A 25,702-nucleotide genomic window follows, 5' to 3' on the forward strand; every position below is an offset into this window, starting at 1 on the left:
ATGAAGAGCACCAACATGCTCGAGCGGCTGAACGAGGAGATCCGCCGCCGGACCCGGGTGGTCCGGATCTTCCCCAACACCCACAGCTGTCTACGCCTGGTACGGGCCCTGGCCGTCGAAATCCACGAAGGCTGGCTGGAGGACAACCGCTACCTGAACATGGATCTGCTCAAAGAGCACAAGAAAATCCTGCTGAGGCAGGCCGAGGCCGCCTGAGCCATACCGACCAACCGAACATGGCTGACTCACTTCTGCACAACTTGACGCACACAACCTTCTCGAGGGTTGGTATGACCGCGATCACACTCCATACCAGAAGAAACCTTCGCGAGCTTCCTGTCTTCCTGTGACCCGCCCTTCTCCGTGTCCTCCGTGCCCTCTGTGGTAAAAAAGCCTTTCGCGGCCTCCAGGCCACAGCGGGCGGCTATTTCTGGCAGGTGGGGCAGTAGCTGCTGGCGCGCTGGCCGATGCGGCGGGTGCGCAGTACATCGGCGCAGACGTGGCAGGGTTCCCCGGCGCGGCCGTAGACGTGCAGGGACTGGCGGAAGTAGCCGTGGGTACCGTCCTCGCGGAGGAAGTCGCGCAGGGTGGTCCCGCCCTGCTCGATGGCCTCGGCCAGTACGGCCTTGATGTGTGCGGCCAGGCGCTGGTATTCCGCGCGGGTGACCCGGCCGGCCGCGCGACCGGGCCGGATGCCGGCGAGGAACAGGGCCTCGGTGGCGTAGATGTTGCCGACCCCGACCACGATGGCCTGGTCCATGATGAAGGCCTTCACCGGGCCACGGCGGCCGCGGCTGCGCAGGAAGAGGGTGTCGCCATCGAATGCGGGGTCCAGGGGTTCCGGGCCGAGCTCAGCCAGGAGCGGATGCGGGGTGCCGTCGTCCGGTAGCGGCAGACAGCAGCCGAAGCGGCGCGGGTCATGCAGTCGGACCTGATAGCCGTTGTCGAGGTGAACGATCAGGTGGTCGTGGCGCCGCAGTGATGTCTCCGGCGGGCAGTGGCGCAGGCTGCCGGACATCCCCAGGTGCAGCAGCACGCCGGCGCGATCCGTCTCCAGCAGGAGATACTTGGCCCGGCGGGCCAGTCGGTGGACCTGCGCATCGGTCAGTCGCCTGGTCAGGTCTTCGGGGACGGGCCAGCGCAGGCGTGGCTCGCGGACCTCGAAGGCGGTGATGCGGCGCCCGGCCAGCAGGGGTTCCAGTCCGCGTCGGGTGGTCTCGACCTCGGGCAGTTCAGGCATGCACGCCCTCGATCTCCAGCAGCAGCTCGCGGCGGCAGATGTCGCCGCGCACCCACTGCACGATCGGACCCGGGTGGGCCGCGTTGTAGTGTTCCGCCAGCACGGCCGCGACCCGGGGGCGGTCCTCCGGGCGGCGCAGGTAGACACGCAACCAGGACGGCCGGGGCAGCTTGCGCCCGGCGGTATTGTGCAGGGCCTGGAGGTTGGCGAGGGTCTCGCGCGCCTGGGCCACTACGTCGTCCGGGTGCCGGCTCTCGTGGCCGACGATGCTGGCGGTGCCGGAGAGCAGGATCAGCGGGCCGTCGGCCGTATCCAGTTGTGTGGCGCGGGCAAAGGTCGGGCTCTTCGGGCTGTAGCGCGCCGGGTAGTGGTAGGCGCTGACCTGGCGCGGGTTCTCCAGCGGTTTCGCCGGTGTCCGGGTGGCGATCAGGTAGATCACCAGCTGGCGCCGGTCGCCACCGATCGCGGTGGCGGCCGGCATGCTGGCCAGCGGGACCTGCAGAGCCTCCAGGGCGGCGGCGCGCCCGACACAGAACGCCTGGTAGCGTTCCAGTCCGTCCTCTTCGCCGTGGACATCGCCGAAGAAGTTCCAGATGCGCGCCAGGTGTTCGTAGCCGCGCGTGCGGCAGGCGGCCAGCAGCGACTGGTAGGCCTGTTCGGTCTGCTCCCGCAGCCCGTGGTCCGGGCCGGTCCAGCTCGCAAACAGCACATCGTCGTGTTCCAGCAGGTGCACGGGGCCCTCGCGGGAGGAGCGCGGCGTGCCGGGGGCGGTCCAGTATTCGACATAGTCATCCGGTGCCAGGGGGCTCAGGCCCGGATGGATCTCGAGGGTGCCGCGCGCGGCCTCGATCCCTGCGGGCTCGCGCAGCCGGATCCGCAACCCCGTGTCGGGGCCTGTCGCGGCTTCCGGCATCAGCTGGCTGCGCAGGGTGAGGGGCATCGTCTAGGGCTCCGCCAGGGATGCGAGAAGGTCCTCGGTCCAGCGTACGGCTTCCAGGTAGAGGCGGCTGGAGACCGGCGCGGGGACGGGGGCATTCGCGCTGTCGGGCGGCAGCGCGGGGCCCTCGAAGGCGGCAATGGTCGCCAGCAGCGGCGCCAGCGGGCCGCTCCCCTCCAGCAATGCCTGTTCCATCTCCGTGGACAGGTGGAGTTCGCCGAGGATGCGCCGCAGCGGCACACCCAGCACCCGGTCCAGGCCGGACAGCATGCCGAGCGTGAAATAGCGCTCGCATTCCTCCGGGGGCAGGCCCAGGGCGCGGGCCATCAGCATGCCCATGCGGGCGCGGATCATGACCTGTTCGAGACCGTGGCTCTGGCCGTCGGCGCCGCGCAGGACCATCAGCATCGCCAGGCGCTTGATTCGCCCCTGGCCCAGCCGCAGGATCGCGTCGTACAGGGAGTCCGTGGCCCGCCGGCCCCGGTAGGCCGGGCTGTTGGCGAGGCGCAGCAACTGGATCGCCAGCCCCGGTTCGGCGGCGATCAGGCTCTCCAGTTCGGCCGGCGTGGGATCGGGTGCCTGCAGGGCCTTCAGCAGGCGCAGCAGGGCGAGCTCCAGGCTCTCCAGGCGCTGCCCCTCGATCACGTGGGGGAAGGACAGGTGAAAGCCCTGGAACAGGCTGAACCCGAGGTGTCGGCAGCGCGCATAGTCCTCGGCGGTCTCGACCTTCTCGGCCAGCAGTTCCACTCCGAAGCCGCGCAGGGTGTCGACTTCCTGCTCCAGGCGTTCGCGGCCCAGGGTCAGCACGTCGAGCTTGACGAGATCGGCCAGCTCGACCAGTTCCGCGTGGCTCTCCTGGAACTGGTAGTCGTCGAGCGCAATGCGGAAGCCCCGGGCCTTCAGGCGTCGCACGGCGGCGACCACCTCGGTGTCGATCTCGACATCCTCGAGGATCTCCAGCACCACCTGCTCCGGTGGCAGGCTGGTGATGACGTCGTGCTCGAGGAAGCCGCGGGTCAGATTGACGAATGCCAGGTGCTCGCCGACGAGATGCTCCAGCCCGATGTCGATAAAGGCGCTGCGCAGGAGATCGGAGGTGGCCAGGTCGCCGTCGGTGACCGAGGCGGTATCCATGTGCCCCGCGCGAAAGAGGAGCTCGAAGCCGATCAGGTTCTCCTGATCGTCGAAGATGGGTTGCCGGCCGACAAAAATTGGTTGCATGCTTGCGTCAGGTGAACACGATCAATCACGGATGGGCGGCCACGACGAAGTGCGGCAGGCCGGCTCGGGAGGAACACACGCACCATGGATTCGATTGATGCGCCATTTGGCGAAGTCGTGGAGTTGCGTCAGATCCTGCACGACTCGGGGGTTCCGTTGCTGCGGGTTATTATCCGCGATGGCGAACGTTATACCAAGATCGAACTGGACCCGGCGACCGCGCATCGTTGGGGGCGCGTGATGACGCGCTGGGCGGAGACCGCCGCGGAGGGCAGCGCGGCATCCGGGAAGGGTGGTCAGCCGGATCCCGTTTGAGGATAGGCCCCGGGTACGCGTTGCGGTGCATCCGGGGCTTCCGGCCACGCAGACACAACACGCAGACACAAAAAGGGCCCGGCACCGCGTGAGCGGGCCGGGCCCTTTTTCGCCCGGGATCAGGCAATCGTGCCGGGAGGCGCGATTACTTGATCTTGGCTTCCTTGTACATCACGTGCTTGCGGACGACGGGATCGAACTTCTTGATCTCCATCTTCTCGGGCATGTTCCGCTTGTTCTTGGACGTGGTGTAGAAGTGGCCGGTGCCGGCGGAGGACACCAGGCGGATCTTGTCGCGTGCGGACTTGGCAGCCATCGTGAAGCCTCCTTAGACCTTTTCACCGCGGGCACGGCAGTCCGCCAGGACCGCGTCGATGCCGCGCTTGTCGATAATGCGCATGCCCTTGCTGCTGACGCGCAGGCGTACGAAACGGTTCTCGCTCTCCACCCAGAAACGGTGGGAGTGCAGATTGGGCAGGAAGCGCCGCCGCGTCTTGCGGTGGGCGTGCGAAACGTTGTTACCGGTCGCCGGGCGCTTGCCGGTCACCTGACATACTCGGGCCATCGGGGGACTCCGGAATTTGGGTCTACCAGAAAGACGGCGGACTATAGCGCAGCCCCGGGGCCGGTGCAAGGGAAAACCGGGTCTGCCGCGGCGCGCTCAGTTGGCCCCGGGGGCGCAGTGGGCCCGGACCCGGGGCGCCACGCCGCATTCGCGGGCCCAGGCCAGCGTCGCATCCAGCGGCATCGGCCGGGCGATGCCGAAGCCCTGGGCCGCGTCGCAGCCCCATTGTTGCAGGGTGTCCAGGGTGGCGGCGTCCTCGGCCCCCTCGGCCACCACCTTCAGCCCGAGATCGCGGGCCAGGCTGATGCTGGCACGGGTGATCTGGGCATCCACCGCGTGTTCCAGCATCTGGCGCACGAAGGCCTGATCGATCTTGAGGGTGGTGACCGGCATCCGCTTGAGATAGGCCAGAGAGGAGTAGCCGGTGCCGAAGTCGTCGATGGCGAGCGCCAGCCCGGCGGCGGTCAGGCGGTTGAGGGCGGTGATCACCTCGTCCGGATCGGCCATCAGGGCGGTCTCGGTGAACTCGAGCTCCAGGGCGCAGGGGGGCAGGCCGGAGGCGTGTACCTGTTCCAGCAGATGATCGGCGAATGCCGGGTCGAGGAAATTGCGTGCGGAGATGTTGATGCTGACCGGCATGGTCAGGCCGTGCTCGCGCAGGGTGGCGAGGTCCGCGAGGGCCAGGCGCAGGACGCGGCGCGTCAGCTCGTGGATCAGCCCGGTGCGCTCCGCCTGCGGTATGAACTCGCCCGGGGGTATGCGGCCGCGCGTGGGGTGTTCCCAGCGCAGCAGGGCCTCCAGCCCGATCAGCTGCCGGGTCTCCAGGTCCACCTTGGGCTGGTAGTGCAGGTGCAGCTGGCCGTCGTCCAGGGCGCCCTGGAGCTCGCCGAGGAGCTCGACCGTATGCAGGCTGTTGTCGTCGCTGCGCCGGTCATAGCTGCGGTAGCGACGGCCCGAGTGGCTCGCCTGGTGCATGGCCATCCAGGCCTTGGTCAGCAGCCGGGTCGGCTCGTCCTGCTCGTGGAAGGGGAAGGACGAGATCCCCGCGTGGGCCCCGAGATAGACCGGGATGTCGTAGACCTCGAAGGGGGCCTGCAGGGCGTCGATCACCGCCTGGGTTACCGCCAGGGCCTCCTTGCGCCCGCGGTGCGGCAGGATCAGGGCGAAGTGGTCGTCGTGGACATGAAACACGTCGGCCCCGGCAGGACCGGCCACGCCCTGCATGCGGTCGGCAATGCCGCGCAGCAGGGGGCGCTCGGCGGCCAGGCCGAGGGCGCTGATGCTGTCCTGGTAGTTGTCCATTTGCAGGCTGATCACGAACACCCGTGTGGCGGCGGCCTGCGGGGACTCCGCCTGGCGCATCAGCTGCTGGACGTACTGTTCCAGCGACTCGCGGTTGGGCAGGTTGGTTACCGGGTTGGTGTAGGCCTGCTCCAGCAGGCGGCCGGAATGCCGCCGCAGGGTGTCGAAGAGCCAGCCGGAGAAGCCGCCCAGCACCACGTAGATGCCCGTGCGCGTGAGCCAGTTCAGGGCGGGCTGGGCCGCCCCGGTGGTGGTGTCCAGGGGCATGAAGGGCCCTAGGAGCAGGCCGGCCAGCAGCCCGAAGGCCAACCCGCCCCACAGGCCGAACAGGGCCGCCCCCAGCAGCACCGGGATCAGGATGAAGTTGAGATAGGCCGTGGAGGTGCCGCCGGTCTGAAAGACCAGCAGGGTGACCAGTGCCATCAGGAGCGCGGCGGCGGCAGTCCCGGCGACCCTCCAGCGCTTGTGGATGCCTTGCGAGCGCCCATGCGACCAGGCGTGGTACGGGGATGCCCCCATTCCGGTTCCTTCGGCTTGCGCCATGATGTCGTGATTCCCTTATAGACGTTTCTCGCGCGGGCGGGGCAAGGATCCGGGCCGATGCGTCCGGGAGGCGGGTCGCTGTTGCCCGTCGCGGGGGCTTGGTAGCATCCGGGGATGGTACGGACTTTATTCTCCAGGACGGGGCGGCATGGCTGATCGGCGGTTGCAGGTCTTTCTAACGGTGGCGCGGCTGTTGTCCTTCACCCGCGCCGCCGAGGTGCTGCACATGACGCAGCCGGCGGTGACCTTCCAGGTGCGGCAGCTGGAGGAACAGCTGGATACCCGGTTGTTCGATCGCAATCACAATCGGGTCACACTGACCGATGCCGGGCGGCTCGTGCAACGCTATGCCGAACGCATCTTCGACACCTACGGCGAGCTGGAGGCCGCCCTGCGCGAGCTGAAGGGCGCGAATGGCGGGGCGCTGGTGATCGGGGCCAGTACCACGGTGGCGGAATACATGCTGCCGGCGCTGCTGGGGGCCTTCCGTCGCGAGCATCCGGATATCGGCATCCGCCTGCGGGTGGGCAATACCGAGAGCGTGGTGCTCATGGTCGAGGAGGGCAGCGTGGATCTCGGCATTGTCGAGGCCCCGGTGACCCACCGCAGTCTGCAGGTACAGCCCTGCCTGGTCGATCAGTTGCGCCTGATCGTGCCGCCGGATCACGAACTGGCCAAGCGCGAGAGCGTCCGCGTCGCGGACTTCATCGAGCGCCCATTCATATGCCGCGAGGAGGGTTCCGGGACCCGCGAGGTCATCATGGAGTACCTTGGGCGCGCCGGGTACGACCGCAGCAGCCTGCGGGGCTGCATGGAACTGGGCAGTTCGGAGGCGATCAAGGGTGCGGTAGTGGCCCGTATGGGGCTCTCGGTGCTGTCCGAGGCGGTGGTGGCCAAGGAGCTGGAACTGGGCGAACTGGTGGCACTGCCACTGTCACCGCCGCTGGAACGGCCGATCTCCCTGGTGCACGCGCGGCAGAAGTTCCGCGTGCCCACGCTGGAGGTGTTGATGCAGTTCCTGCGCGGATACTGCACGGCAGAGGAAAACCGGGATTGAGGTACGCGGTGCGGTCCGCGATGCCGGGCAACCGCACGGCCGTCATGTGCGTTGTTCGCCGGTCGGAGTGACGCCGCCGCGAGCCGGCCCCGATCCGTGTTTCCCTCGCCCGGCCCCGAATACAAAATCAGGATAGACGCGACATGAAGAACTACTGCGTAGTGCAGCATACCTATTCCGAGTTTCTCGGACTGATCGAGTCACAGCTGGAAAAACGCGATATTGGCTTTTCCTACTATCGGCCGTTCGTGGGGCAGGACCTGCCCGGTTCCGCGGCCCAGTTCGACGGGCTGTGGCTGCTGGGCGGCGCCTGGCCGACCGCGGATCACGAGGAGAACCCGCAGGTCCCGGACGAGCTGTCGCTGATCGACATCTTCCGCCGTTCGAAGCGCCCTGTGGTCGGGATCGGCATGGGCGGTTTGCTGGTGGCCGAGCAGGCCGGTGGCACCGCCCACGAGGACCCGATGTATCGCGCGCGCTTCGTGACCGCGCACAAGACCGCGGCGGGCGAGGGCGACGAACTCGCCGAGGCCCTGGATGGCCGGCGGGTGCTGCAACTGGTCAATGGCCGGGTCGACCTGCCGGACGGCGTGCAGCCAGTACTGGTGGACGACGACGGCGACTGGCTGGCGATCCGGCCGGATGAACTGACCTATGGCATGCTGTTTCGACCCGAGATGAAGCCCGGGATGCTCGAGGACATCATCATGGAGGCGCGTCACAACCCGCCGCCGAACATGGGCGAACTCCTGGGCGAGGCGCGCATGGAATGGGGCGAGATGCAGAAGGTGACCGAGGACGTGATCGTGGCGCTGGTGAAGGCGCTGGGCCTGATGCAGGAACGCCGCAAGATGCCGGTATTCAGCCTGAAGATCGAGGACGAGGGATGATCCCTCCACTGGGCATGGGCAGCGATGGCGGTCTGTCGGGAGGCGATCTCGGCTCGGTGCTGGGGGGCGCGCGCAAGAAGGGCCGCGAGGACCCGGCGCGGGCGATCGCCGAGATCGCCGTGCGGCTGTCGCCCGAGGACCAGGCCAGCCTGCTGAAGTTTGCCCGCTTTCTGGAGCAGGAATCGCCGGCCCCCGCACCGGAGCCGGTGCCCGAGCCGGAGCCCATTCCGCGGCCGGAGAACGAGTCGGTGATCAAGGCCATGCGCCGCCTGTCCGCCACCTACCACATGCTGGATCGCTCCAAGCTGCTGAACGAGACCTCGGCCCTGATGGGGCAGCACGTGATGCAGGGGCGTCCGGCGGTGGAGGTGATCGACGAGCTGGAGGTCGTCTTCCGTACCCATTACGAGAAGGCGGTGGCCCAGGACCCGACTCGTTCCGCGGACGGGGATGACCCGGAGGCGGGAGGGCCGTCGCGATGATCGACATCCTGCGTCAGTGGTACCAGCGTCATTTCACCGATCCGCAGGTGGTGATCCTGGCGTTTCTGCTGCTCGCGGGATTCCTGGTCATCATCTTTGCCGGGCGCATCTTGGCGCCGCTGCTGGCCTCGCTGATCATTGCCTACCTGCTGGAGGGGGCGGTGCGGAGGCTGGTCCTCTGGCGCGTCCCGCGTATCCTCGCGGTCACCTGCGTGCTGCTGGCCTTTCTGGCACTCACCGTTGCGGCGCTGTTCAGTGTGGTGCCGCTGATGTCGGCCCAGGTCACCCAGCTGGTGCGCGAGCTGCCGGGCATGATCTCGGAGGGCCAGAAGCTGCTGCTGCAGCTCCCCGAGCGCTACCCGCAGCTGATTACCGACGAACAGGTCCTCGAGCTGATGGGGGCGATCCGCGCCGAGGCGACCCTGCTGGGGCAGCGCGTGGTGTCCTTCTCGCTGTCCTCGGCGCGGCACATTGTGGACGTGGTGATCTACCTGATCGTGGTCCCGCTGATGGTGTTCTTCATGCTGAAGGACCGTGACCTGATCCTCGGCTGGGTGCGCGGGTTCATGCCCCGGGATACCCACCTGGCCAGCCAGGTGTGGCGCGAGGTGAACCTGAAGATCGCCAGCTACGTGCGCGGCAAGTTCATCGAGATCGTGATCGTCTGGGCGGTCACCTTCCTGACCTTCAACTGGTTCGGGCTGGAATACGCGGTGCTGCTGTCGTTCATGGTGGGCATCTCGGTGATCATCCCGTACATCGGGGCGGCGGTGGTGACCATCCCGGTGGCCGCGGTCGCCTATTTCCAGTTCGGCCTGAGTTCCGAGTTCGCCTGGGTGCTGATCGCCTACGGGGTGATCCAGTTCCTCGACGGCAACGTGCTGGTGCCGCTGCTGTTCTCCGAGGTGGTCAACCTGCACCCGGTGGCGATTATCGCCGCGGTGTTCGTGTTTGGCGGCATCTGGGGGCTCTGGGGGGTGTTCTTCGCCATCCCGCTGGCGACCCTGGTGCATGCGGTGATCAAGTCCTGGCCGCGAGCCCAGCACCCGCCGCCCGAAACCTCGACGGACGGCGAGGCCGGTTCGGCCGAAGCCGTCACCAAGTAGCCCGAAATCCCGGACCTCCGCCGCGCCCGCCCGCGGGCCCGGCGGCTGGTTGGTCCCCATTCGATAACAAGAAGAACGCATGACCGGAACCGAGATCCTGATGAATGTGACGCCCCAGGAGAGCCGTGTGGCCCTGGTGGAAAACGGCGTCCTGACCGAGCTGCACCTGGAACGCACCCGTCGCCGCGGGATCGTGGGCAACATCTACAAGGGTCGGGTGGTGCGCGTGCTGCCGGGCATGGACGCAGCCTTTGTCGACATCGGCCTGGAGCGTACGGCCTTCCTGCACGCCTCCGACGTGGCGCCGGTGGAGCGCGAGGAGCTCAATGGCAATGCGCTGTCGGGCGGGGATGCCCCGGCAACCGCCGCGGGCAACGGGACCGCCAATGGCGGCGCGGCGCCGGCGCGCGAGGGCATCCGCGAACTGCTGCGCGAGGGGCAGGACGTCCTGGTCCAGGCGGTCAAGGACCCGCTGGGGTCCAAGGGCGCGCGTCTGACCACCTACATCACGCTGCCGTCGCGCAACCTGGTGCTGATGCCGAACCAGTCGAATGTCGGGGTGAGCACGCGCATCGAGGACGAGGGCGTGCGCGCGCGGCTGCGCGAGTCCATCGAGCAGCTGCGTGACGAGCTGGCCCCGCAGCACGGCTTCATCGTGCGCACCGCCGCGGAGCTGGCCGACTACGAGGCCCTGTACAACGATACCGCCTTCCTGAAGAAGGTCTGGGACAGCCTGCAGGAGCAGGCCGCCAGCGCGCCGCCGGGGACCGAGGTCTACGCCGACCTGCCGCTGGTCGAGCGCATCCTGCGCGACATGGTGGGAGTGGATATCGAGCGCATCCGTATCGACTCGCGCGAGACCTATCAGAAGGTCTGCAGCTTCGTCGAACGCTACCTGCCGGAACTGATCGGGCACATCGAGCATTACCCCGGCGAGCGCCCGATCTTCGACCTGTTCAACGTCGAGGAGGAGATCCACCGCGCCCTGGAGCGCAAGGTGGAGCTGAAGTCCGGTGGCTACCTGATCTTCGACCAGACCGAGGCGATGACCACGGTCGACATCAACACCGGCGGCTTTGTCGGCCATCGCAAGCTCGAGGAGACGATCTTCAAGACCAACCTGGAGGCGGCCCAGGCCATCGGGCGCCAGCTGCGCCTGCGCAATCTCGGCGGGATCATCATCATCGATTTCATCGACATGCAGGACGACGAGCACAAGCGCCAGGTGATCCGCGCACTGGAAAAGGCGCTGGAACGCGACCACGTGAAGACGCAGATCTGCGACGTCTCGCCGCTGGGGCTGGTGGAGATGACCCGCAAGCGCACCCGCGAGAGCCTGGAGCACCAGATGTGCGAGCCCTGCCAGGTCTGCGGCGGGCGCGGCTACCTCAAATCGGCGGAGACCGTCTGCTACGAGTTGTTCCGCGAGATCCTGCGCGAGGTGCGCCAGTACGACGCGCGCGAGCTGCGGGTCTTGGCGTCGCAGAACGTGATCGACCTGCTGCTGGACGAGGAATCCGCCGCGCTGGCGGAGCTGCAGAGCTTTGTCGGCATCCCCATCCGCTTCCAGGTGGAGACGCTCTACACCCAGGAACAGTTCGACGTGGTCTTCGTCTGAGCTATACCTAATTCAGACATGGCCCGGATTCGGGCGATTGTCGCCAGCGGGGAGGGAGAGACACCAAGGTGAAGCACGCGTGCGGACCCAGCATGGATCGGGGTCCCGGTCGGCCGGGCAGGCCGCGTTTTGATCGGGTGGGTGAAAAATGAGCATCCGTTCACAAAGTGTGCGCGTGACCCTGGGGGTCCTGCTGGCCCTGGTGCTGGCGCTGGTGATCGCCATCCTGGCATTGCGCCTGGCGTTGCCGCACTGGGACGGCCTGCACGCCTGGGTGGAGACGACCGTCAGCGAGCAACTGGAGCGCGAGGTCTCCGCCGCGGGCATCGAACTGGGCTGGGCCGGCTGGTCCCCGGCGCTGGTGGCGCGGGAGGTCCGGGTGGCGATGCCCGAGGGCGAGCCGGTTGCCATCGAGCGCCTCGGGATATCGCTGAGTGCCGGGGCCAGCCTGCGCAGCCGGCACCCGGCACTGGCGGTGCGGGTCGAGGGTGTGGATCTGCGCCTGGTGCGCCATGCCGATGGCCGGTTTTCCCTCCACGGGCGCGAGATCGGCATGGGTGAGGGGCGCTTGCTCACCATCCCGGTGGCGCAGTGGCCCGATGTCGAGGCGGAGGCGATCCGGCTGATCTGGGAGGACCGCGGCGCGGGCCTGGAGTCCGCCGCGCGGCTGGACCGGGCGGCCCTGCGCACGGCGCACGATGGCTCGCTGCGGCTGTTTCTCGACGGGGCCCTGGACGCGCCGGACGCGGGTGGGCATTTCGTGCTCGGGTTGCAGGCGCCGGCGGCCGATCTGCGCGATGCGCGTTTCTTCCTGGAAGCGGATGCGGTGGACCTGACCGCCTGGCAGCCGTGGCTGGCCTACCTGGGCTGGCCCGCGCCCGAGGGCACCGCGACGCTGCGCCTGTGGGGTGCGCTCGACGATGGCCGCATGGCCTGGCTGCGCGGGGATCACGAGACGACTCTTAGCCTGGCCGGGGAACCGGACGGTCCGGCCATCGGCCATCGATTCGACTGGCGGGTCCGGGACGGTCGGCACCGGTCGTCCTGGAGCGGGACGCGGCCGGGTTCCGGGGACCTGCGCCTGGCCTACCGCCTGGAGGGCGAGCCCCGCGAGCTGGTGGTGGATGCGGTGGAGCTGGCGGCCCGCGATGTCGACGTCGAGCCCTACGCACCCCTGCTCACGCTGCTGCGCCAGGCGGCGCCCGAGCTGGCCGAGCGCATCGCCGACCTCCATCCGCGCGGAACACTGGACCTGGCCCGGTTCGAGGCACGTCGCGAGTCGGACCGGCTGCAGCCGGTCTGGGCCGAGGCCGATGTGCGGGATCTCGGCTGGCGCGCCGCCGGGCACGGGCTCGGGGTGCAGGGAGCGGCGGGCTACCTGCAGTGGCGTCGCGGCGGCGTGGAACTGCTGCTGGACAGCCGCGACCTGGAGATCGATCTGCCGCGGGTACTGGCCGAGCCGGTGGTGCTGGACACCGCCCGTGGCCGCCTGCGCGCCGAGCGTGACGACTCCGGGCACTGGCATCTGGCGGGCGAGGGCCTGAATGCCGCGAATGCCGACGCCGCGGTACGCGGGCGCATGCGGATGCGGCTGGACGGGCACGCGGCCGGCCCGCGGGTCGATATCGCCATGGACATCCTGCGTGCCAACGGCGACCGTACCGCGCGCTACCTGCCGCTGTATCACCTGCCGGAGAACACCTATCAGTGGCTGGTGGACAGCATCGTGACCGGGGTCTCCACGGGGGGCGGCATGGCCTACCGGGGACGCGGAGAGGACTTCCCGTTTGCCGACGGCGAGGGGGTGTTCGACCTGTGGGCGGATGTCGAGGCGGGCATCCTCGACTACCAAGAGGGCTGGCCCAGGGCCGAGGACGTCAGCGGGCGGCTGCTGTTCCACAACGCGGGCTTCCGCGCCGAGGACGCGCGGGGCCGCATCCTCGACACCGAGGTGCATGCCACCCGGATCGGGATCGAGGATATGGAGAACGCGGTCCTCGAACTGGAGGGCACGGCCGATGGTGATGCCGCTGATCTGCTGACTTATCTGCGTCAGGCCGACCTGCTGGAGGAGGCGGCGGAACTGCGCGATCAGGCGCGCCTGACGGGCCCGACCCGGCTGGGGCTCTCCCTGACCCTGCCGTTGCAGGAGGGGCGCATGGACCAGACGCGGGTCGCCGGCACGCTGGATCTCCAGGGCACGCGCGCCGAGGTCCCGGGCTGGCCCGCGGTGCTGGAGGCCGTCGAGGGCCAGGTCCGGTTCGATACCGCCGATCGCATCGCGGCGGAGGATGTGACCGCGCGTGTCCATGACGAGACCGTCACCCTGGGGGCGGACTGGCCCCTGGATGGCGAGACCGCACGGCTCACGGCGCGCGGGAGACAACCCCTGGGGCCCTGGCTGGAGGATTTTCCGGAGCTGGCCCCCTACCTGGAGGGTGCGGCGCAGTGGGAGGCGCAATTGCGCCTTGGCCAGGCGGTGGATGGCGTGCGTCTGGACCTGAGCTCGGATCTGGTGGGTGTGGCGATCGACTGGCCGGAGCCGATCGGCAAGCCGGCGGAGGAGGCCCGCGCGCTGGAACTGACGCTGCCCTTGGGGCATGACGGCGCGGGCATTGGCCACCTGACACTGGGCTCGGTCCTGCGGGCCCACCTGCGTCTCTCCCCGACTGCCGCCCCCGAGGATCCGGCCGTGCGCGGCGCCGAGCCCCGCACGGCGGCGCGCGGGATCGCCCTGCAGGCCCTGGCGCTGGAGATTGGCGCTCCCCGAGCCAGCGCCCTGGCCCTGCCGGGGGCGGGTGTGTCCGTGCGGGCTCGCCTGCCACGGCTGGAGGTGGACCCGTGGCTCGAGGCCCTGGGCGAGGCCCCCTGGGGCGGTGCGGTGGATCTGGGCGCGGCCGGCGACGACGCCGAGGAGGCGGAGCAGGCCGTGGCGCTGACGCGCCTGGAACTGGATATCCGCGACCGTATCCGCTGGGGCGGGCGGGACCTGCCCGGGCTGCGCTTTCTGGGCCGGCGCGGGGACGCGGGCTGGGATCTGGAGGTGGCGTCCGACTGGCTGGCCGGCGAGGCTCGGTGGCGCCCGATGGCCGCTGGCGGGCGTGATCGCTGGGAGGCGCATCTGCGCCACCTGATTCTGGACGATCTCGAGTGGACCGGCGCTGGCGAAGAGGCCGAAGCGGAGGTGCAGCCCGTCACGGCCGGGGGGTTCGAGGATCCGCGGGCCTGGCCGGCGGTGGACCTGACGCTCGACAGCCTGGCGCTGGGCGATTACCGTTTCGCGGATATCGAACTGGGCCTGGAGCCGCAGTCCAGCGGTCTGGTGATCCGGGACCTGGAGGTCCGTGCCCCGGAGGGCGATCTCCACGCCGATGCCGTGGGCGTCTGGCGGGTGTCCGCGGAGGGTCTGCCGGAGACACGCCTGGATGCGACCCTGTCCGGTGACGACTGGGGCGCGGCCCTGCGGTCGGCGGGGCTGTCGCGGGCCCTGGTCGGGGGCGCCGGCGACGGGTCGCTGTCGCTCGTCTGGCCGGGGCCGCTGTACGCCCCGAGCCTGGCGCAGCTGACAGGGTCCGTGGAGCTGTCGCTGTCCGACGGGCGCCTGGCGGATGTCGAGCCGGGGGCGGGTCGCCTGCTGGGGCTGGTCAGCCTGGACGTACTGCCGCGGCGGTTGCGGCTGGATTTCCGCGACGTGTTCACCGAGGGTTTGACCTTCAGCGAGCTGACCGCGGACGCCGTGCTGCGCGACGGGGACCTGCATGTGCCCGACCTGCGCCTGGAGGGACCCTCGGCCAAGGTGCGTCTGAGCGGCCGCACCGGGCTGGTGGCACGTGACTATGATCACGAGATCGTGGTCGTGCCGAGCCTGCGCACCGCGCTCCCGATCGTCGGGGCCCTGGTGGGCGGCCCCGTGACCGGGGTTGTGGTGCTTCTTGCGGAACGCGTGCTGGGGATCGGGGATCAGATAGAAGAGGCGGCCCGCGTCGAGTACGCGGTGACGGGCCCCTGGGACGACCCGCAGGTACGCGTGCTGGTGGAGCCGGCAGCGGAGACCGACGGGGCCGACAACGACTGATACCGGCGCGGGCAGTGGCGCCCCGACCGGTCTCGCAACGGACAAGCGGAGCAACATGACTCAGGTAGCGGCCATCCAGATGGCCTCCGGACCCCAGCCCCAGGCGAACCTCCTGGAGGCCAAGCGACTGCTGCAGGAGGCGGCCGACAAGGGCGCGCGCCTGGCGGTGTTGCCGGAGAACTTCGCCTTCATGGGCATGCAGGAGACCGATGTCCTCGGCATCGCCGAGGTCGCCGACGGGGCCGGTCCGCTGCAGGCCTTTCTCGCCGAGCAGGCTCGGCGCCTCGGGCTTTGGATCGTCGGCGGGACTATCCCGCTGCAGACCGCGGGCGGCGACCGGGTGCGGTCCGCCTGCCTGGTGTTCGACGATCAGGGGCAGCAGGTGGCGCGCTACGACAAGATCCACCTGTTCGACGTGCGCCTGCCGGACAGCAGCGAGGCCTATACCGAATCGAAGGTCTTCGAGCGCGGCGACCAGGTGGTGGTCGTGGATACGCCGGCCGGCCGCATGGGCCTGGCGATCTGCTACGACCTGCGCTTCCCCGAGCTGTTCCGGGCCCTGCTGGATCAGGGGGCGGAATGGGTCGCCCTGCCGGCGGCCTTCACTGCGCAGACGGGGCAGGCGCACTGGGACGTGCTGCTGCGGGCGCGCGCCATCGAGAACCAGTGCTACATGCTGTCGGCGGCTCAGGGCGGGTTCCATGTGAACGGCCGCGAAACCTATGGCCACAGCGCCCTGGTGGATCCGTGGGGCCGGATCGTCGGCCAGCTCCAGCGCAACCCGGGCGTGCTGCTGGCCGATCTGGACCGGGCCCAGGCCGCGCGCATCCGCAACAGCTTCCCGGCCGTGGAGCATCGCCGCCTGCCGTGCCCCGGGACCACCTGATCCGGCGACATAAACCCGCAACGCCGGCGCGCTTGAAAGCGCGGGCGGTGCCCCAAGCTCCATACTGAACCGACAAGTGCTGCCCCGCCTGCAAGTGCGGCGGGGCAGCCGATCTCCGAACCCGAGAGGACTGCATGATCGACCGTCTTGCGCAACAGACCCTGCTCGACCCCGCCGGTCTCGGCGACAGCGAGCTGAGCACCCTTCTGGGTACCACCTTCGGTCACGGCATCGACGGGGGCGACTGCTACTTCCAGTTCGCCAGCCAGGAGGGGTGGTCGCTGGAGGATGGCATCGTGAAGTCCGCCAGCTTCAATATCGAGCGCGGGGTCGGCATCCGCGTGGTGCGTGGCGAGCAGACCGGGTTCGCCTATTCCGACGACATCGCGATGCCGGCCATGCTGGAGGCCGCGAAGACCGCGCGCAGCATCGCGAGCGCCGGTCAGAGCGGGCGCATCGCCGTGGCCTCGCGGTCGCCGTCGCGCCCGGCGCTGTACGCCCCCGACAACCCGCTGGATTCGCTGGACGAACAGACCAAGATCGACCTCCTGAAGGAGGTGGATGCCGTGGCCCGCGCCGAGGATTCGCGCGTCACCCAGGTGATGTGTTCCCTGGCCGGGGTGCACGAGGTCGTGCTGGTGCTCAACGCCCGCGGCGAGCTGACGACCGACGTGCGCCCGCTGGTGCGCCTGAACGTGCAGGTCATCGTCGAACAGGGAGGGCGTCGCGAATCCGGGACCTCGGGCGGCGGCGGACGCTTCGGCTACCAGTACTTCCGCGAGTCGGACCGGGCCGCCGGCTATGCCCGCGAGGCCGTGCGCCAGGCGCTGGTCAACCTGGAGGCCCGCGAGGCCCCGGCCGGGACCATGAAGGTGGTGCTCGGCCCCGGCTGGCCGGGCGTGCTGCTGCACGAGGCGATCGGCCACGGGCTGGAGGGCGACTTCAACCGCAAGGGCACCTCGGCGTTCTCCGGGCGCGTCGGCGAGCAGGTCGCGGCGAAGGGCATCACCATCGTCGATGACGGCACCCTGGAGGGGCGGCGCGGCTCGCTGAACGTCGACGACGAGGGCAACCCCACCCAGCAGACCGTGCTCATCGAAGACGGCGTACTGCGCGGCTACATGCAGGACGAGATGAACGCCCGCCTGATGGGCACGCGCTCCACCGGCAACGGCCGCCGCGAGTCCTATGCCCGGCTGCCGATGCCGCGCATGACCAATACCTACATGCTCGGCGGCGACGCCGACCCGGAGGAGATCCTGGCCTCGGTGGACGACGGCCTGTACGCAGTCAATTTCGGCGGCGGCCAGGTGGACATCACCTCCGGCAAGTTCGTGTTCTCCGCCTCCGAGGCCTATCGGGTGGAGAAGGGCAAGGTGACGTACCCGGTCAAGGGTGCGACCCTGATCGGGAATGGCCCGGATGTGCTGACGCGGGTATCGATGATCGGCAACGACATGAAGCTCGATTCCGGTATCGGGACCTGCGGCAAGGAGGGCCAGGGCGTGCCGGTTGGCGTGGGTCAGCCCACGCTGCGGATCGATGGCATGACCGTGGGCGGTACCCAGGCGGCGTGAGCGCTGCGGGACCGGAGAATCGGCGTCGAAACGGCGACAAGGAGGCAACAGATGAATCTCGATTTCCTCGAACAGGAACGTTCCCTGCCGGAAGGGCATGGCCACGACCAGATCGTGCAGTGGCATGTGTTCCGCGCGCGCGACAAGGCCGAGCAGTTTGCCCACCACGTCGAGCTGGGCGAGGGCCAGGACCTGGTCGGCGGCTGGACCCGCGACAGCGTCGGCATGCTGTACTGGGTCGGCGTGCATGTCGACGACCTTGAGCGCTGGGGTAACGCCGGCGCGGTCCACAAGCACGGCGCCCGGGTGGACTAGATCGCCCGGCACCGCTCGCGGTCCCGGGTTGAATGGCCCGGGGCCGTTTCCCTGTTTCTGTATCCCTGACGGATATCCCCGACTCGTCCCTTTATAGCGGAACCCTGCATGAGTACATCTCCCGAACGCGTGAGCCCGGAATCCCTGTCCCAGGACGGCGAGGTCCAGGCCCTGTCCCATTCGCCGGAATCCCTCCAGGCACGGGTCCAGCGCACGCTGGAGGCCGCGCGCGAGCGCGGGGCCTCGGACGCCCAGGCGGTGGTTAGCCACAGCGTCGGGCTGGAGCTGGGTGTGCGCAAGGGGGAGATCGAGAGCCTGGAGCACGAGCGCGACCAGAGCCTGTCGCTGATCGTCTACTTCGGCCAGTCCAAGGGGGCGGCCTCCACCACGGACTTCAGCGACCAGGCCCTGATCGACACCGTCGAGGCCGCCTGCCGCATCGCCCGCTACACCGAGCCGGATCCGTATGCCGGGATGCCGGACCCCGCGTTCAAGGCGAGCGACTGGGAGGACCTCGACCTTGACCACCCCTGGGGCTGCAGCGCCACTGAGGCGACCGAACTGGCCCGCGCGATCGAGGCCGCGGGCTTCGCGGCCGACGACCGGATCGAGAACTCCGAGGGCGCCAGCGTCAGTACGCGGCGCGCCATGGCCTTTCTCGGCGACAGCCAGGGCTTCATGGGGGGCTATCGCAGCACCCGGCACTCGCTGTCCTGCGCCTTGGTGGCGCGCGACGCGGCCGGCATGCAGCGCGACTATGCCTACACCGTGGCCCGCCACGCGGGCGACCTGACCGCCGCCGAGGCGATCGGGCGCGAGGCGGCCGAGCGCACCGTGCGCCGGCTGGGCGGGCGCAAGCTCTCCACCCGCACCTGCCCGGTGCTGTTCGCGCCGGAGATGGCGCGTACCCTGATCGGCAGCTTCACCCGCGCGATCTCCGGGCCGGCCCAGTACCGCGAAAGTTCGTTCCTGTTGAATGCCGTGGGCGAGACCGTGTTCCCCGCCTGGATGCAGATCGAGGAACGCCCGCTGACCCCGCGCGCGCTGGGCAGCGCACCCTTCGACGGCGAGGGGGTGCGCACCCGCAACCGGCCGCTGATCGCCGATGGCGTCCTGCAGAGCTATACCCTGGACAGCTACGCCGCGCGTCGGCTGGGGCTGGAGACCACCGGCAACGCCGGTGGCGCGCGCAATGTGACCGTGGCCCCGGGGGACAAGGACTTTGACGCCCTGCTGTCCGAGATGGGTACCGGCTTCCTGGTGACCGAGCTGATCGGGCAGGGCGTGAACATGGTGACCGGCGACTACTCCCGCGGGGCTGCCGGGTTCTGGGTCGAGAACGGCGAGCTGCAGTACCCGGTGGAGGAGATCACCATCGCCGGCAACCTGAAGGACATGTTCCGGCGCATGGCGGCCGTGGGCACCGACGTCGACCGCCGCGGCAACATCCACACCGGCTCCATCCTGATCGAGTCGATGACCGTCGCCGGCGACTGAGCCGCCCTCGCGGCGCGCGCCCGGCAGTGGGCGTGCGCCGCGCATTCCCCGGTACCCTCCACGCTGCTACGCTCGTCGTGTGGCTGCATGGCCGTGACCGCCCGATCCCGCGAGGCGGCGGCCTAGGGAGACGCTGATTGAATCGCACGTCCGCGTTGGTGCCCCCCAGTTTTTCGAAACAAAGCGCTCCGAGACAAGGCGCGTCGTGCAGCGGGTAGTGGTTCTACCCGCCCCTTTTTGATGGATTGGGGCGCAACGCAGGATCGGGGAACAGGGGGCACCAACCCCACAACTCATCGAAAGCAGGGGCTCGGCCGCCCGTTGTTGATCGAAAACGGGCGCGCGCACGGCGTTGCGGCTCCCTTGTGCAGAATGACTGCACGGCAGTCACCGCGCCTTGTTCGCACGCAAAAGCGACTCGAGCGCGGACGTGCGATTAAATCAGTGTCTCCCTAGCGCGGGCGAGGGACAGCCATGAACTTTTTCGAACAGCAGGACCAGGTGCAGCGCAGGACCCGCTGGTTGCTGGTTCTGTTCGCCCTGGCGGTGCTGGCGGTTGTCGGAGTGCTGGGCATTGCGGTCTGGCTCCTGGGCGGCAGCGGTGCGGCGATCGCCTGGACCATGGGGATCACGGCGGGGCTGATCGTGCTCGCGAGCCTGTACCGGGCCTGGCAGCTGCGGGCCGGGGGTGGCGGCCTGATCGCGCAGGAGATGGGCGGCGTGCGCATCGCGGGCAACCCCGCCGACCCCCAGTGGCAGCGGCTGCGCAACGTGGTCGAGGAGATGGCGATTGCCTCCGGGATGCCGGTGCCCGAGGTCTACGTGCTGGAACAGGACCTGGGCATCAACGCCTTCGCGGCCGGGTTTGCCCCGAATGACGCGGTGATCGCGGTCACCCGCGGCGCCCTGGACAGCCTGGAGCGGGCCGAGCTGAAGGGGGTGGTCGCGCACGAGTTCGGACATATCCTCAATGGCGACATGCGCCTCAACATGCGCCTGATCGGCATCCTCTACGGCATCGAGGTCCTGGCGCTGCTGGGCCAGGGCGGGCTGGCACGCCGGCGCCGCCGCCACAAGGGGGATGTCGCGGATACCGGGGTCGGGGTGCTCAGTGTCACGCTGATCGTGGTCGGCTATGCGGGGTTGGCGCTGGCGCGCTGGATCCGCGCGGGCATCTCGCGCCAGCGCGAATACCTGGCGGATGCCCACGCGGTGCAGTTTACCCGCGAGCCGGACGGCCTGGCCGGCGCCCTGAAGAAGGTGGCGGCGCGCTATGCCGGTCTCAACGGCAATACCGAGGAGATCACCCATATGCTGTTTGCCAGCGACGCGATCGGGCAGCTCTTCGAGACCCATCCGCCGCTGCTGGAGCGCGTACGCATCCTGCAGCCGCAATTCGATCCGGAGGAGCTCAAGGGCCTGCGCGAGCGGCTCAATGCCCGCGTGCGCGAACGGGCGCGCGAGCGCGCGGTGGATGGCATGCAGCGCGAGCGCGAGGGGCGTCTGCCCGGGGCGGAGGCCGTGGAGGACGCCCTGGGTGGCCATCCGGCCCTGACCCACATCCTGGGGGCGGGGATGCTGCTGGCCGCCATCCCGGGGCCGCTGGCCTGGGCCGCGCGCTCGGAGGCGCGGGCGATCGAGGTGGTGCTGTATCTGCTCCTGAACCCGGACCCGGAGGTACGCGAACGGCAGCTGGCGGTGATCGGCGAGGCGCTGGGCGGCGACCTCCAGGAGGCCGTGCGTCGCCTGCAGACAGCGGAACCCGAGCTGCGGGACGATCTGCGCCTGCCCTTGCTGGAGCTCGGATTCCCGGCCCTGCGGCGCCTGGACGCGGACGACAGGGCACGCCTGCGGTCCCTGGTCGATCGCCTGATCCATGCCGACGGGCGAGTGGCGGTCTTCGAATACGCGCTGGGGCGTCTTCTTGACCGGCAGCTCGGGGACATTCAGGACCCGGCCGCCGCGTCCCGGCCGCGCCACGCTGCCCTGGAGGACCACCAGGAGGGTGCGCATTTCCTGCTGGCGGTGCTTGCCCATCACGGTCACGCGGCCGATCCGGCCGCGGCGCGCGCGGCGCTGACGGCCGGCGTGGGTGTCCTGACCGGCGCCCTGCCGCTGACAGTCGAGCTTCCAGAGGCCCTGACCGGTCCCTCCGGCGCCCGCGCCTGGGCCAGTGTGCTGGACCGTGTGCTGGAGCAACTGGATGGCCTGCGCATGCGCGACAAGGACCAGCTGATCCAGGCCATGGTCACCACCGCGAGCCATGGCGGGCAGGTGGTGACCGCCGAGGTCGAACTGATGCGGGTGATGGCGGCCGCGCTACATGTCCCGTTGCCGCTGGCCGTGGACGACTGGGCTGGATCCCAGCCGACCGGCGAGGGCGGCGTCTGAACGCGATGCGGGCAGAATCGCGGGTTTTGCGCTCGGTTGCCGCGGGGACGGTCTGGCCCGTGTGCGAACCGAAAAATAAATTCGCTGGCAAGTCACGGATCCCAAAGGGGTTTCGGGCCGGCACCCGAGAAAACCCGAAAAAACACTATCAATGCACCGCGGTTTGGGCGGACAATGGCCGCGAGGTAACGGTAACAGGCTCCATGCAGCACCAGGCGACACCCCGCAAGGGGCGTTCAGATTCGCAGTTCCGGTCCCGGTTGGGGCCGCAGAGAATCACGATCAATCTTCACCGTCGTTCGGTTGCCCTCCAGTCTCTCCCCCCTCGAAATCCCAATCCAGTACGTACAAAACAGAGGTAACCGAAATGGCTACAGGTACAGTGAAGTGGTTCTCCGACGAAAAAGGCTTTGGCTTTATTACCCCGACCGATGGCTCCAAGGACGTGTTCGTCCATCACAGCGCCATCCAGGGTAGTGGCTTCAAGTCCCTGGCCGAAGGCCAGAGCGTCTCGTTCGACGTCGAGCAGGGCCAGAAGGGTCCGGCTGCCGCGAACGTCGAAGCGCAGTAAGACAACCCCGGCGCGCAAGCGCCAGGTTGTTGAAGAGCCCCGCCTTGTGCGGGGCTTTTTCGTGTGGAGCCGGGTGCGCGGGGGAGGGCTGATGCGGGCCGTGCCTGCACGGATCTGCCCCGAAACGGCCGCATTTTCGTGTGGTTCGGGGCGCGGACCGTGCTACCGTTCGCGCATGAATGCTGTATTTCACCAGGCCCTTTTCCGGCCCCGCCGCGGATCGCTCGTCCGGGTGGGGCTGGTGGTCCTGTGCCTGCTGTTATTCGCGCAGCAGGCGGCGGCCCAGGGGCCCTACCGCGCGCCGGAGATGATCCCGGGGAGTCAGACCATCGAGGCCGCCGAGGCCTGGGCGCTGTTCCGCGCGGGGGTGCCGTTTGTCGACACCCGGTTGCGTGCGGACTACGAGGCGGGGCGGGTGTCCGAGGCGCGCAATCTGACCATCATGCGCGACCGGGACGACGAGCGGAATCGCTTCACCCGCGAGAACCTGCTGGAGTTCATCGGCGATGTCGACGCACCGGTGGTGATGTACTGCAACGAGCGGGACTGCTGGCGTACCGAGGCGGCCACCCGCCGCGCCCTGGAATGGGGCTTTACGAACCTCTACTACTTCCCCGGCGGCTTCCCGGAGTGGATCCGTTCGGGCTATCCGTTTGAATAATCGCGTGGTGTCTGCAGGCGCACCCACCGGGCGGCGAATCCGGCTCCAGACGATCCTGGCCGGGGTCATGTTCGCCGGGCTCCTGGTGCTGGGCGTGACGCTGGCCACCGGCACTCATCTCGCCGTGGGTCAGGCCGAGCAGCGCCTGGACCGGCTGGGCGTGGAGGGCCAGTCGGCCGCCTGGCGCCAGACGCTGGCGAACGAATGGCAGCGGATGCGCGCCGAGGCGACGGCCGTGACCCGCAACGAGGCGCTGATCGGCGCGCTGCGCGACGATGCCGGCATCCGGACCTATGCCGACCCCCTGTACAACCGGCTGCGCGCCGGGGGTATCGCGGACCGGATCGTGGTCGTCGATGCCCAGGGGGGCGTGCGCTACGACTCCGCGGACAACCACGGCGAACGCGTCCCGCTGGCGCGCGCGGCGCTGGAGGACGGGCGCTTCCACGAGGGGCTGCATCATGTACCCGGGGAGCGGGTCTATGCCGGGCTGGCGATCCCGGTGTATCGGGGGGGCAATCCGATCGGTGCAGTCGTGCAGTTGCGCGACCTGTCGACCTCCGCGCTCGAGTCCATGGCCGAAGCCATCGGGGGGCGCGCCGCGCTGCTGGATGAGCGCGGGCCGCTGGCGCTGACCGCGCCGTTCTTGATGGCGCTCGCGCCGGGCGAGCGACTGCACCAGCAGGCGGCGGCCAGCCGCGTTGACGCAGATGGCCGGCATTCCCAGCTGGTCTACCTGCCGCTGGTCCCGTTTGGTGGCGAAGAGGCGACGGCCACGGTGGTCCTGGCGCGGGATCTGACCGAATCGGTGGCGACCCAGAACCTGATCAATGCCACGACCTACGTCGCCGCCTTCGGGATGCTCGTGCTGATTGCCGGCGGGCTGTACCTGTGGCTGGGGCGCACCCTGCGCCCGATGCGGCGGGCCATGGATACGCTGGACCGGATCGGTCACGGGGACTTCGAGACTGATCTGCAAGCCGACTCGCGCGTGGCCGAGATCGCCCGCCTGCAGGAGGTGACCCGGACCATGGCCGGCCGCCTGGGGCATATCGTGGAGATCGAGGAAGAGAATGCCCGGCTGGCCTTTCGTGATGCCCTCACCGACCTGCCGAACCGGCGGCTGCTGCTGGAGCACCTGGAGCACGCCATCCACACGGTCAATCGCACCCGGCGCCACGCGGCACTGCTGCTGATCGACCTGGACAACTTCAAGACGCTCAACGACACCTGCGGCCATTCCGCCGGCGACCGCCTGCTGCAGGCCCTCGCGCAGCGGTTTACCGCGCGCCTGCGCGATCAGGATATCGTGGCCCGTCTGGGCGGGGACGAATTCGTGGCCCTTCTGGAGGAACTGAGCCCGGATCGCTCGCAGGCCGGCGCGGACGCCCAGCGCATCGCGGGCGAGTTGCTGAAGGCCATGCGCGAGCCGGTTCGCATCGACGATATCGAGCACGTGATGTCCGGGAGCATCGGCATCACGCTGTTCCCGCGTGGCTTTGACACCCCGGAGGAGCTGCTCAAGCAGGCCGATTTCGCGATGTACCAGGCCAAGCAGCAGGGGCGCAACGGGGTGCGCTTCTATGATCCCGCCATGCAGCGCACGCTGCTGCGCGAGGCGGAACTCGAGCGCAAGCTGCGCCGGGCCCTGCAGGGCGAGGAACTGGTGATCCACCTGCAGCCCCAGGTCGACCCGGAGGGGCGGATCCTCGGGGCGGAGGCCCTGATGCGCTGGCCGCAGCCCGATGGCAGCTGGATCTCGCCCGGTGAATTCATCCCCGTGGCCGAACACACCGGCCAGATCCTCGAGGTTGGGCGCCTGGCGCTGCAGCAGGCCTGCCACACCCTGCGGGCCTGGCAGGGGCGCCCGGTTCTGGACAGGCTGCCGATCTCGGTGAACCTGTCCCCGCATCATTTGCGCCAGCCCCGGCTCATGGAGGAGGTGACCACCATCCTGGACGAGACCGGGGCCGCCGCGCAGCGGCTGCATATCGAGGTTACCGAGAGCGTGATGGCGGATGCCTCGCAGCCCCTGATTGCCAACCTGGAGGCCCTGCGGGCCCGGGGCGTCGCCCTGGCGCTGGACGACTTCGGGACCGGCTACTCGTCCCTTGGCTACCTCAAGCGCCTGCCGCAGGACGTGCTGAAGATCGACCGTTCCTTTGTCCAGGACATCGAACACGACGCCGATGACGCCAATATCGTCGCGACCATCGCCGCCATTGCCCACAACATGGGGCTCAGCCTGATCGCGGAGGGGGTCGAGAACGAGGCCCAGCGGGACTTCCTGGTGCGCCACGGCTGCCATCGTTTCCAGGGCTATCTGTACCACCACGCGATGCCGGTGGCCGATTTCGAGGCACTGGTTGCGGCCGGAACGGACGCCGCCGATCACGGGACGATTGATACCCAAGGAGAGCAGGAATGATTCGGATACGGCAGGGCAGGTGGCG

At 69.0% G+C, this 25,702-nt stretch carries 22 protein-coding genes; 16 read left to right on the forward strand and 6 right to left on the reverse strand.

Going from position 1 to position 25,702, the window contains the following annotated elements:
* Positions 1 to 216 (forward strand): transposase (locus tag D105_RS14055; RefSeq protein ID WP_019558383.1); only part of this gene is annotated, 216 nt, incomplete at its 5' end.
* 208 nt (positions 217 to 424) lie between these two features.
* Here D105_RS14055 and mutM read toward each other — a convergent pair.
* The 3 genes from mutM to D105_RS0100020 are packed head-to-tail and all read right to left on the reverse strand — an operon-like array spanning position 425 to position 3,398.
* A complete protein-coding gene (mutM, locus tag D105_RS0100010; protein WP_018877129.1) occupies positions 425 to 1,240 on the reverse strand; it encodes a bifunctional DNA-formamidopyrimidine glycosylase/DNA-(apurinic or apyrimidinic site) lyase in 816 nt (271 codons plus the stop codon).
* Positions 1,233 to 2,180, reverse strand: coding sequence for a hypothetical protein (locus D105_RS0100015; protein WP_018877130.1), 948 nt, complete (start codon positions 2,178 to 2,180; stop codon positions 1,233 to 1,235). Before D105_RS0100015 ends, mutM begins: the two co-directional genes overlap by 8 nt.
* Positions 2,181 to 2,183: 3 nt before the next feature.
* Positions 2,184 to 3,398, reverse strand: a complete 1,215-nt coding sequence (locus D105_RS0100020; RefSeq protein WP_018867486.1) for an EAL and HDOD domain-containing protein — start codon at positions 3,396 to 3,398, stop codon at positions 2,184 to 2,186.
* 84 nt (positions 3,399 to 3,482) lie between these two features.
* On the opposite strand from D105_RS0100020, the gene D105_RS0100025 reads away from it, so the two are divergent.
* Entirely contained in the window at positions 3,483 to 3,713 is a 231-nt protein-coding gene (locus tag D105_RS0100025; protein ID WP_018867485.1) for a hypothetical protein, read from the forward strand.
* Between the two features lie 145 nt (positions 3,714 to 3,858).
* On the opposite strand, the gene rpmG is transcribed toward D105_RS0100025, so the two are convergent.
* The 3 genes from rpmG to D105_RS0100040 all read right to left on the reverse strand — a co-directional run bounded on the left by rpmG (position 3,859) and on the right by D105_RS0100040 (position 6,099).
* Positions 3,859 to 4,029 (reverse strand): 50S ribosomal protein L33, encoded by a 171-nt coding sequence (gene rpmG / locus D105_RS0100030; protein ID WP_017941410.1) that lies wholly within the window; start codon positions 4,027 to 4,029, stop codon positions 3,859 to 3,861.
* Positions 4,030 to 4,041: 12 nt separating this feature from the next.
* Positions 4,042 to 4,278, reverse strand: coding sequence for a 50S ribosomal protein L28 (gene rpmB, locus D105_RS0100035; protein WP_017941409.1), 237 nt, complete (start codon positions 4,276 to 4,278; stop codon positions 4,042 to 4,044).
* A gap of 96 nt (positions 4,279 to 4,374) precedes the next feature.
* Complete coding sequence (locus D105_RS0100040) at positions 4,375 to 6,099, reverse strand: bifunctional diguanylate cyclase/phosphodiesterase (protein WP_018877131.1); 1,725 nt, start codon at positions 6,097 to 6,099, stop codon at positions 4,375 to 4,377.
* Between the two features lie 172 nt (positions 6,100 to 6,271).
* Between D105_RS0100040 and D105_RS0100045 the strand changes: the two genes are divergently transcribed.
* The 14 genes from D105_RS0100045 (at position 6,272) to D105_RS0100110 (ending at position 25,677) form a co-directional block, all read left to right on the forward strand.
* The gene (locus D105_RS0100045; RefSeq protein WP_018877132.1) at positions 6,272 to 7,180 is read left to right on the forward strand and encodes a LysR family transcriptional regulator; all 909 of its coding nucleotides are present in this window, start codon (positions 6,272 to 6,274) and stop codon (positions 7,178 to 7,180) included.
* Between the two features lie 143 nt (positions 7,181 to 7,323).
* Entirely contained in the window at positions 7,324 to 8,070 is a 747-nt protein-coding gene (locus D105_RS0100050) for a type 1 glutamine amidotransferase (RefSeq protein WP_018877133.1), read from the forward strand.
* Entirely contained in the window at positions 8,067 to 8,552 is a 486-nt protein-coding gene (locus tag D105_RS0100055; RefSeq protein WP_026280373.1) for a hypothetical protein, read from the forward strand. The genes D105_RS0100050 and D105_RS0100055 overlap by 4 nt, the downstream gene beginning before the upstream one ends.
* Positions 8,549 to 9,658 (forward strand): AI-2E family transporter, encoded by a 1,110-nt coding sequence (locus D105_RS0100060; RefSeq protein WP_018877135.1) that lies wholly within the window; start codon positions 8,549 to 8,551, stop codon positions 9,656 to 9,658. Before D105_RS0100055 ends, D105_RS0100060 begins: the two co-directional genes overlap by 4 nt.
* A gap of 79 nt (positions 9,659 to 9,737) precedes the next feature.
* Positions 9,738 to 11,276: a ribonuclease G gene (gene rng, locus D105_RS0100065; RefSeq protein ID WP_018867478.1), complete on the forward strand. Its 1,539-nt coding sequence runs from the start codon at positions 9,738 to 9,740 to the stop codon at positions 11,274 to 11,276.
* Between the two features lie 148 nt (positions 11,277 to 11,424).
* Positions 11,425 to 15,351: a YhdP family protein gene (locus tag D105_RS0100070; RefSeq protein ID WP_038032615.1), complete on the forward strand. Its 3,927-nt coding sequence runs from the start codon at positions 11,425 to 11,427 to the stop codon at positions 15,349 to 15,351.
* A gap of 55 nt (positions 15,352 to 15,406) precedes the next feature.
* Positions 15,407 to 16,237 carry a carbon-nitrogen hydrolase family protein gene (locus D105_RS0100075; protein ID WP_018867476.1) on the forward strand — a complete coding sequence of 277 codons (831 nt, stop codon included), beginning with the start codon at positions 15,407 to 15,409 and terminating at the stop codon, positions 16,235 to 16,237.
* A 134-nt stretch (positions 16,238 to 16,371) separates the two neighbouring features.
* The gene (gene tldD / locus D105_RS0100080; protein WP_018867475.1) at positions 16,372 to 17,814 is read left to right on the forward strand and encodes a metalloprotease TldD; all 1,443 of its coding nucleotides are present in this window, start codon (positions 16,372 to 16,374) and stop codon (positions 17,812 to 17,814) included.
* A gap of 51 nt (positions 17,815 to 17,865) precedes the next feature.
* The gene (locus D105_RS0100085; protein ID WP_018867474.1) at positions 17,866 to 18,129 is read left to right on the forward strand and encodes a hypothetical protein; all 264 of its coding nucleotides are present in this window, start codon (positions 17,866 to 17,868) and stop codon (positions 18,127 to 18,129) included.
* Positions 18,130 to 18,237: 108 nt separating this feature from the next.
* Complete coding sequence (gene pmbA, locus D105_RS0100090) at positions 18,238 to 19,626, forward strand: metalloprotease PmbA (protein ID WP_026280355.1); 1,389 nt, start codon at positions 18,238 to 18,240, stop codon at positions 19,624 to 19,626.
* A gap of 474 nt (positions 19,627 to 20,100) precedes the next feature.
* On the forward strand, positions 20,101 to 22,017 hold the full coding sequence (locus D105_RS0100095) for a M48 family metalloprotease (RefSeq protein ID WP_018867472.1): 1,917 nt from the start codon (positions 20,101 to 20,103) through the stop codon (positions 22,015 to 22,017).
* A 367-nt stretch (positions 22,018 to 22,384) separates the two neighbouring features.
* Positions 22,385 to 22,588, forward strand: a complete 204-nt coding sequence (locus D105_RS0100100; protein ID WP_018140642.1) for a cold-shock protein — start codon at positions 22,385 to 22,387, stop codon at positions 22,586 to 22,588.
* 232 nt (positions 22,589 to 22,820) lie between these two features.
* Positions 22,821 to 23,249 carry a rhodanese-like domain-containing protein gene (locus tag D105_RS0100105; RefSeq protein WP_018877137.1) on the forward strand — a complete coding sequence of 143 codons (429 nt, stop codon included), beginning with the start codon at positions 22,821 to 22,823 and terminating at the stop codon, positions 23,247 to 23,249.
* A gap of 67 nt (positions 23,250 to 23,316) precedes the next feature.
* Positions 23,317 to 25,677 (forward strand): bifunctional diguanylate cyclase/phosphodiesterase, encoded by a 2,361-nt coding sequence (locus D105_RS0100110; RefSeq protein ID WP_018877138.1) that lies wholly within the window; start codon positions 23,317 to 23,319, stop codon positions 25,675 to 25,677.
* The last annotated feature ends 25 nt before the right edge of the window (positions 25,678 to 25,702 follow it).

This window comes from Thioalkalivibrio sp. ALE28 (genome assembly GCF_000377425.1).
In the GTDB taxonomy this organism is placed as follows: Bacteria; Pseudomonadota; Gammaproteobacteria; order Ectothiorhodospirales; family Ectothiorhodospiraceae; genus Thioalkalivibrio.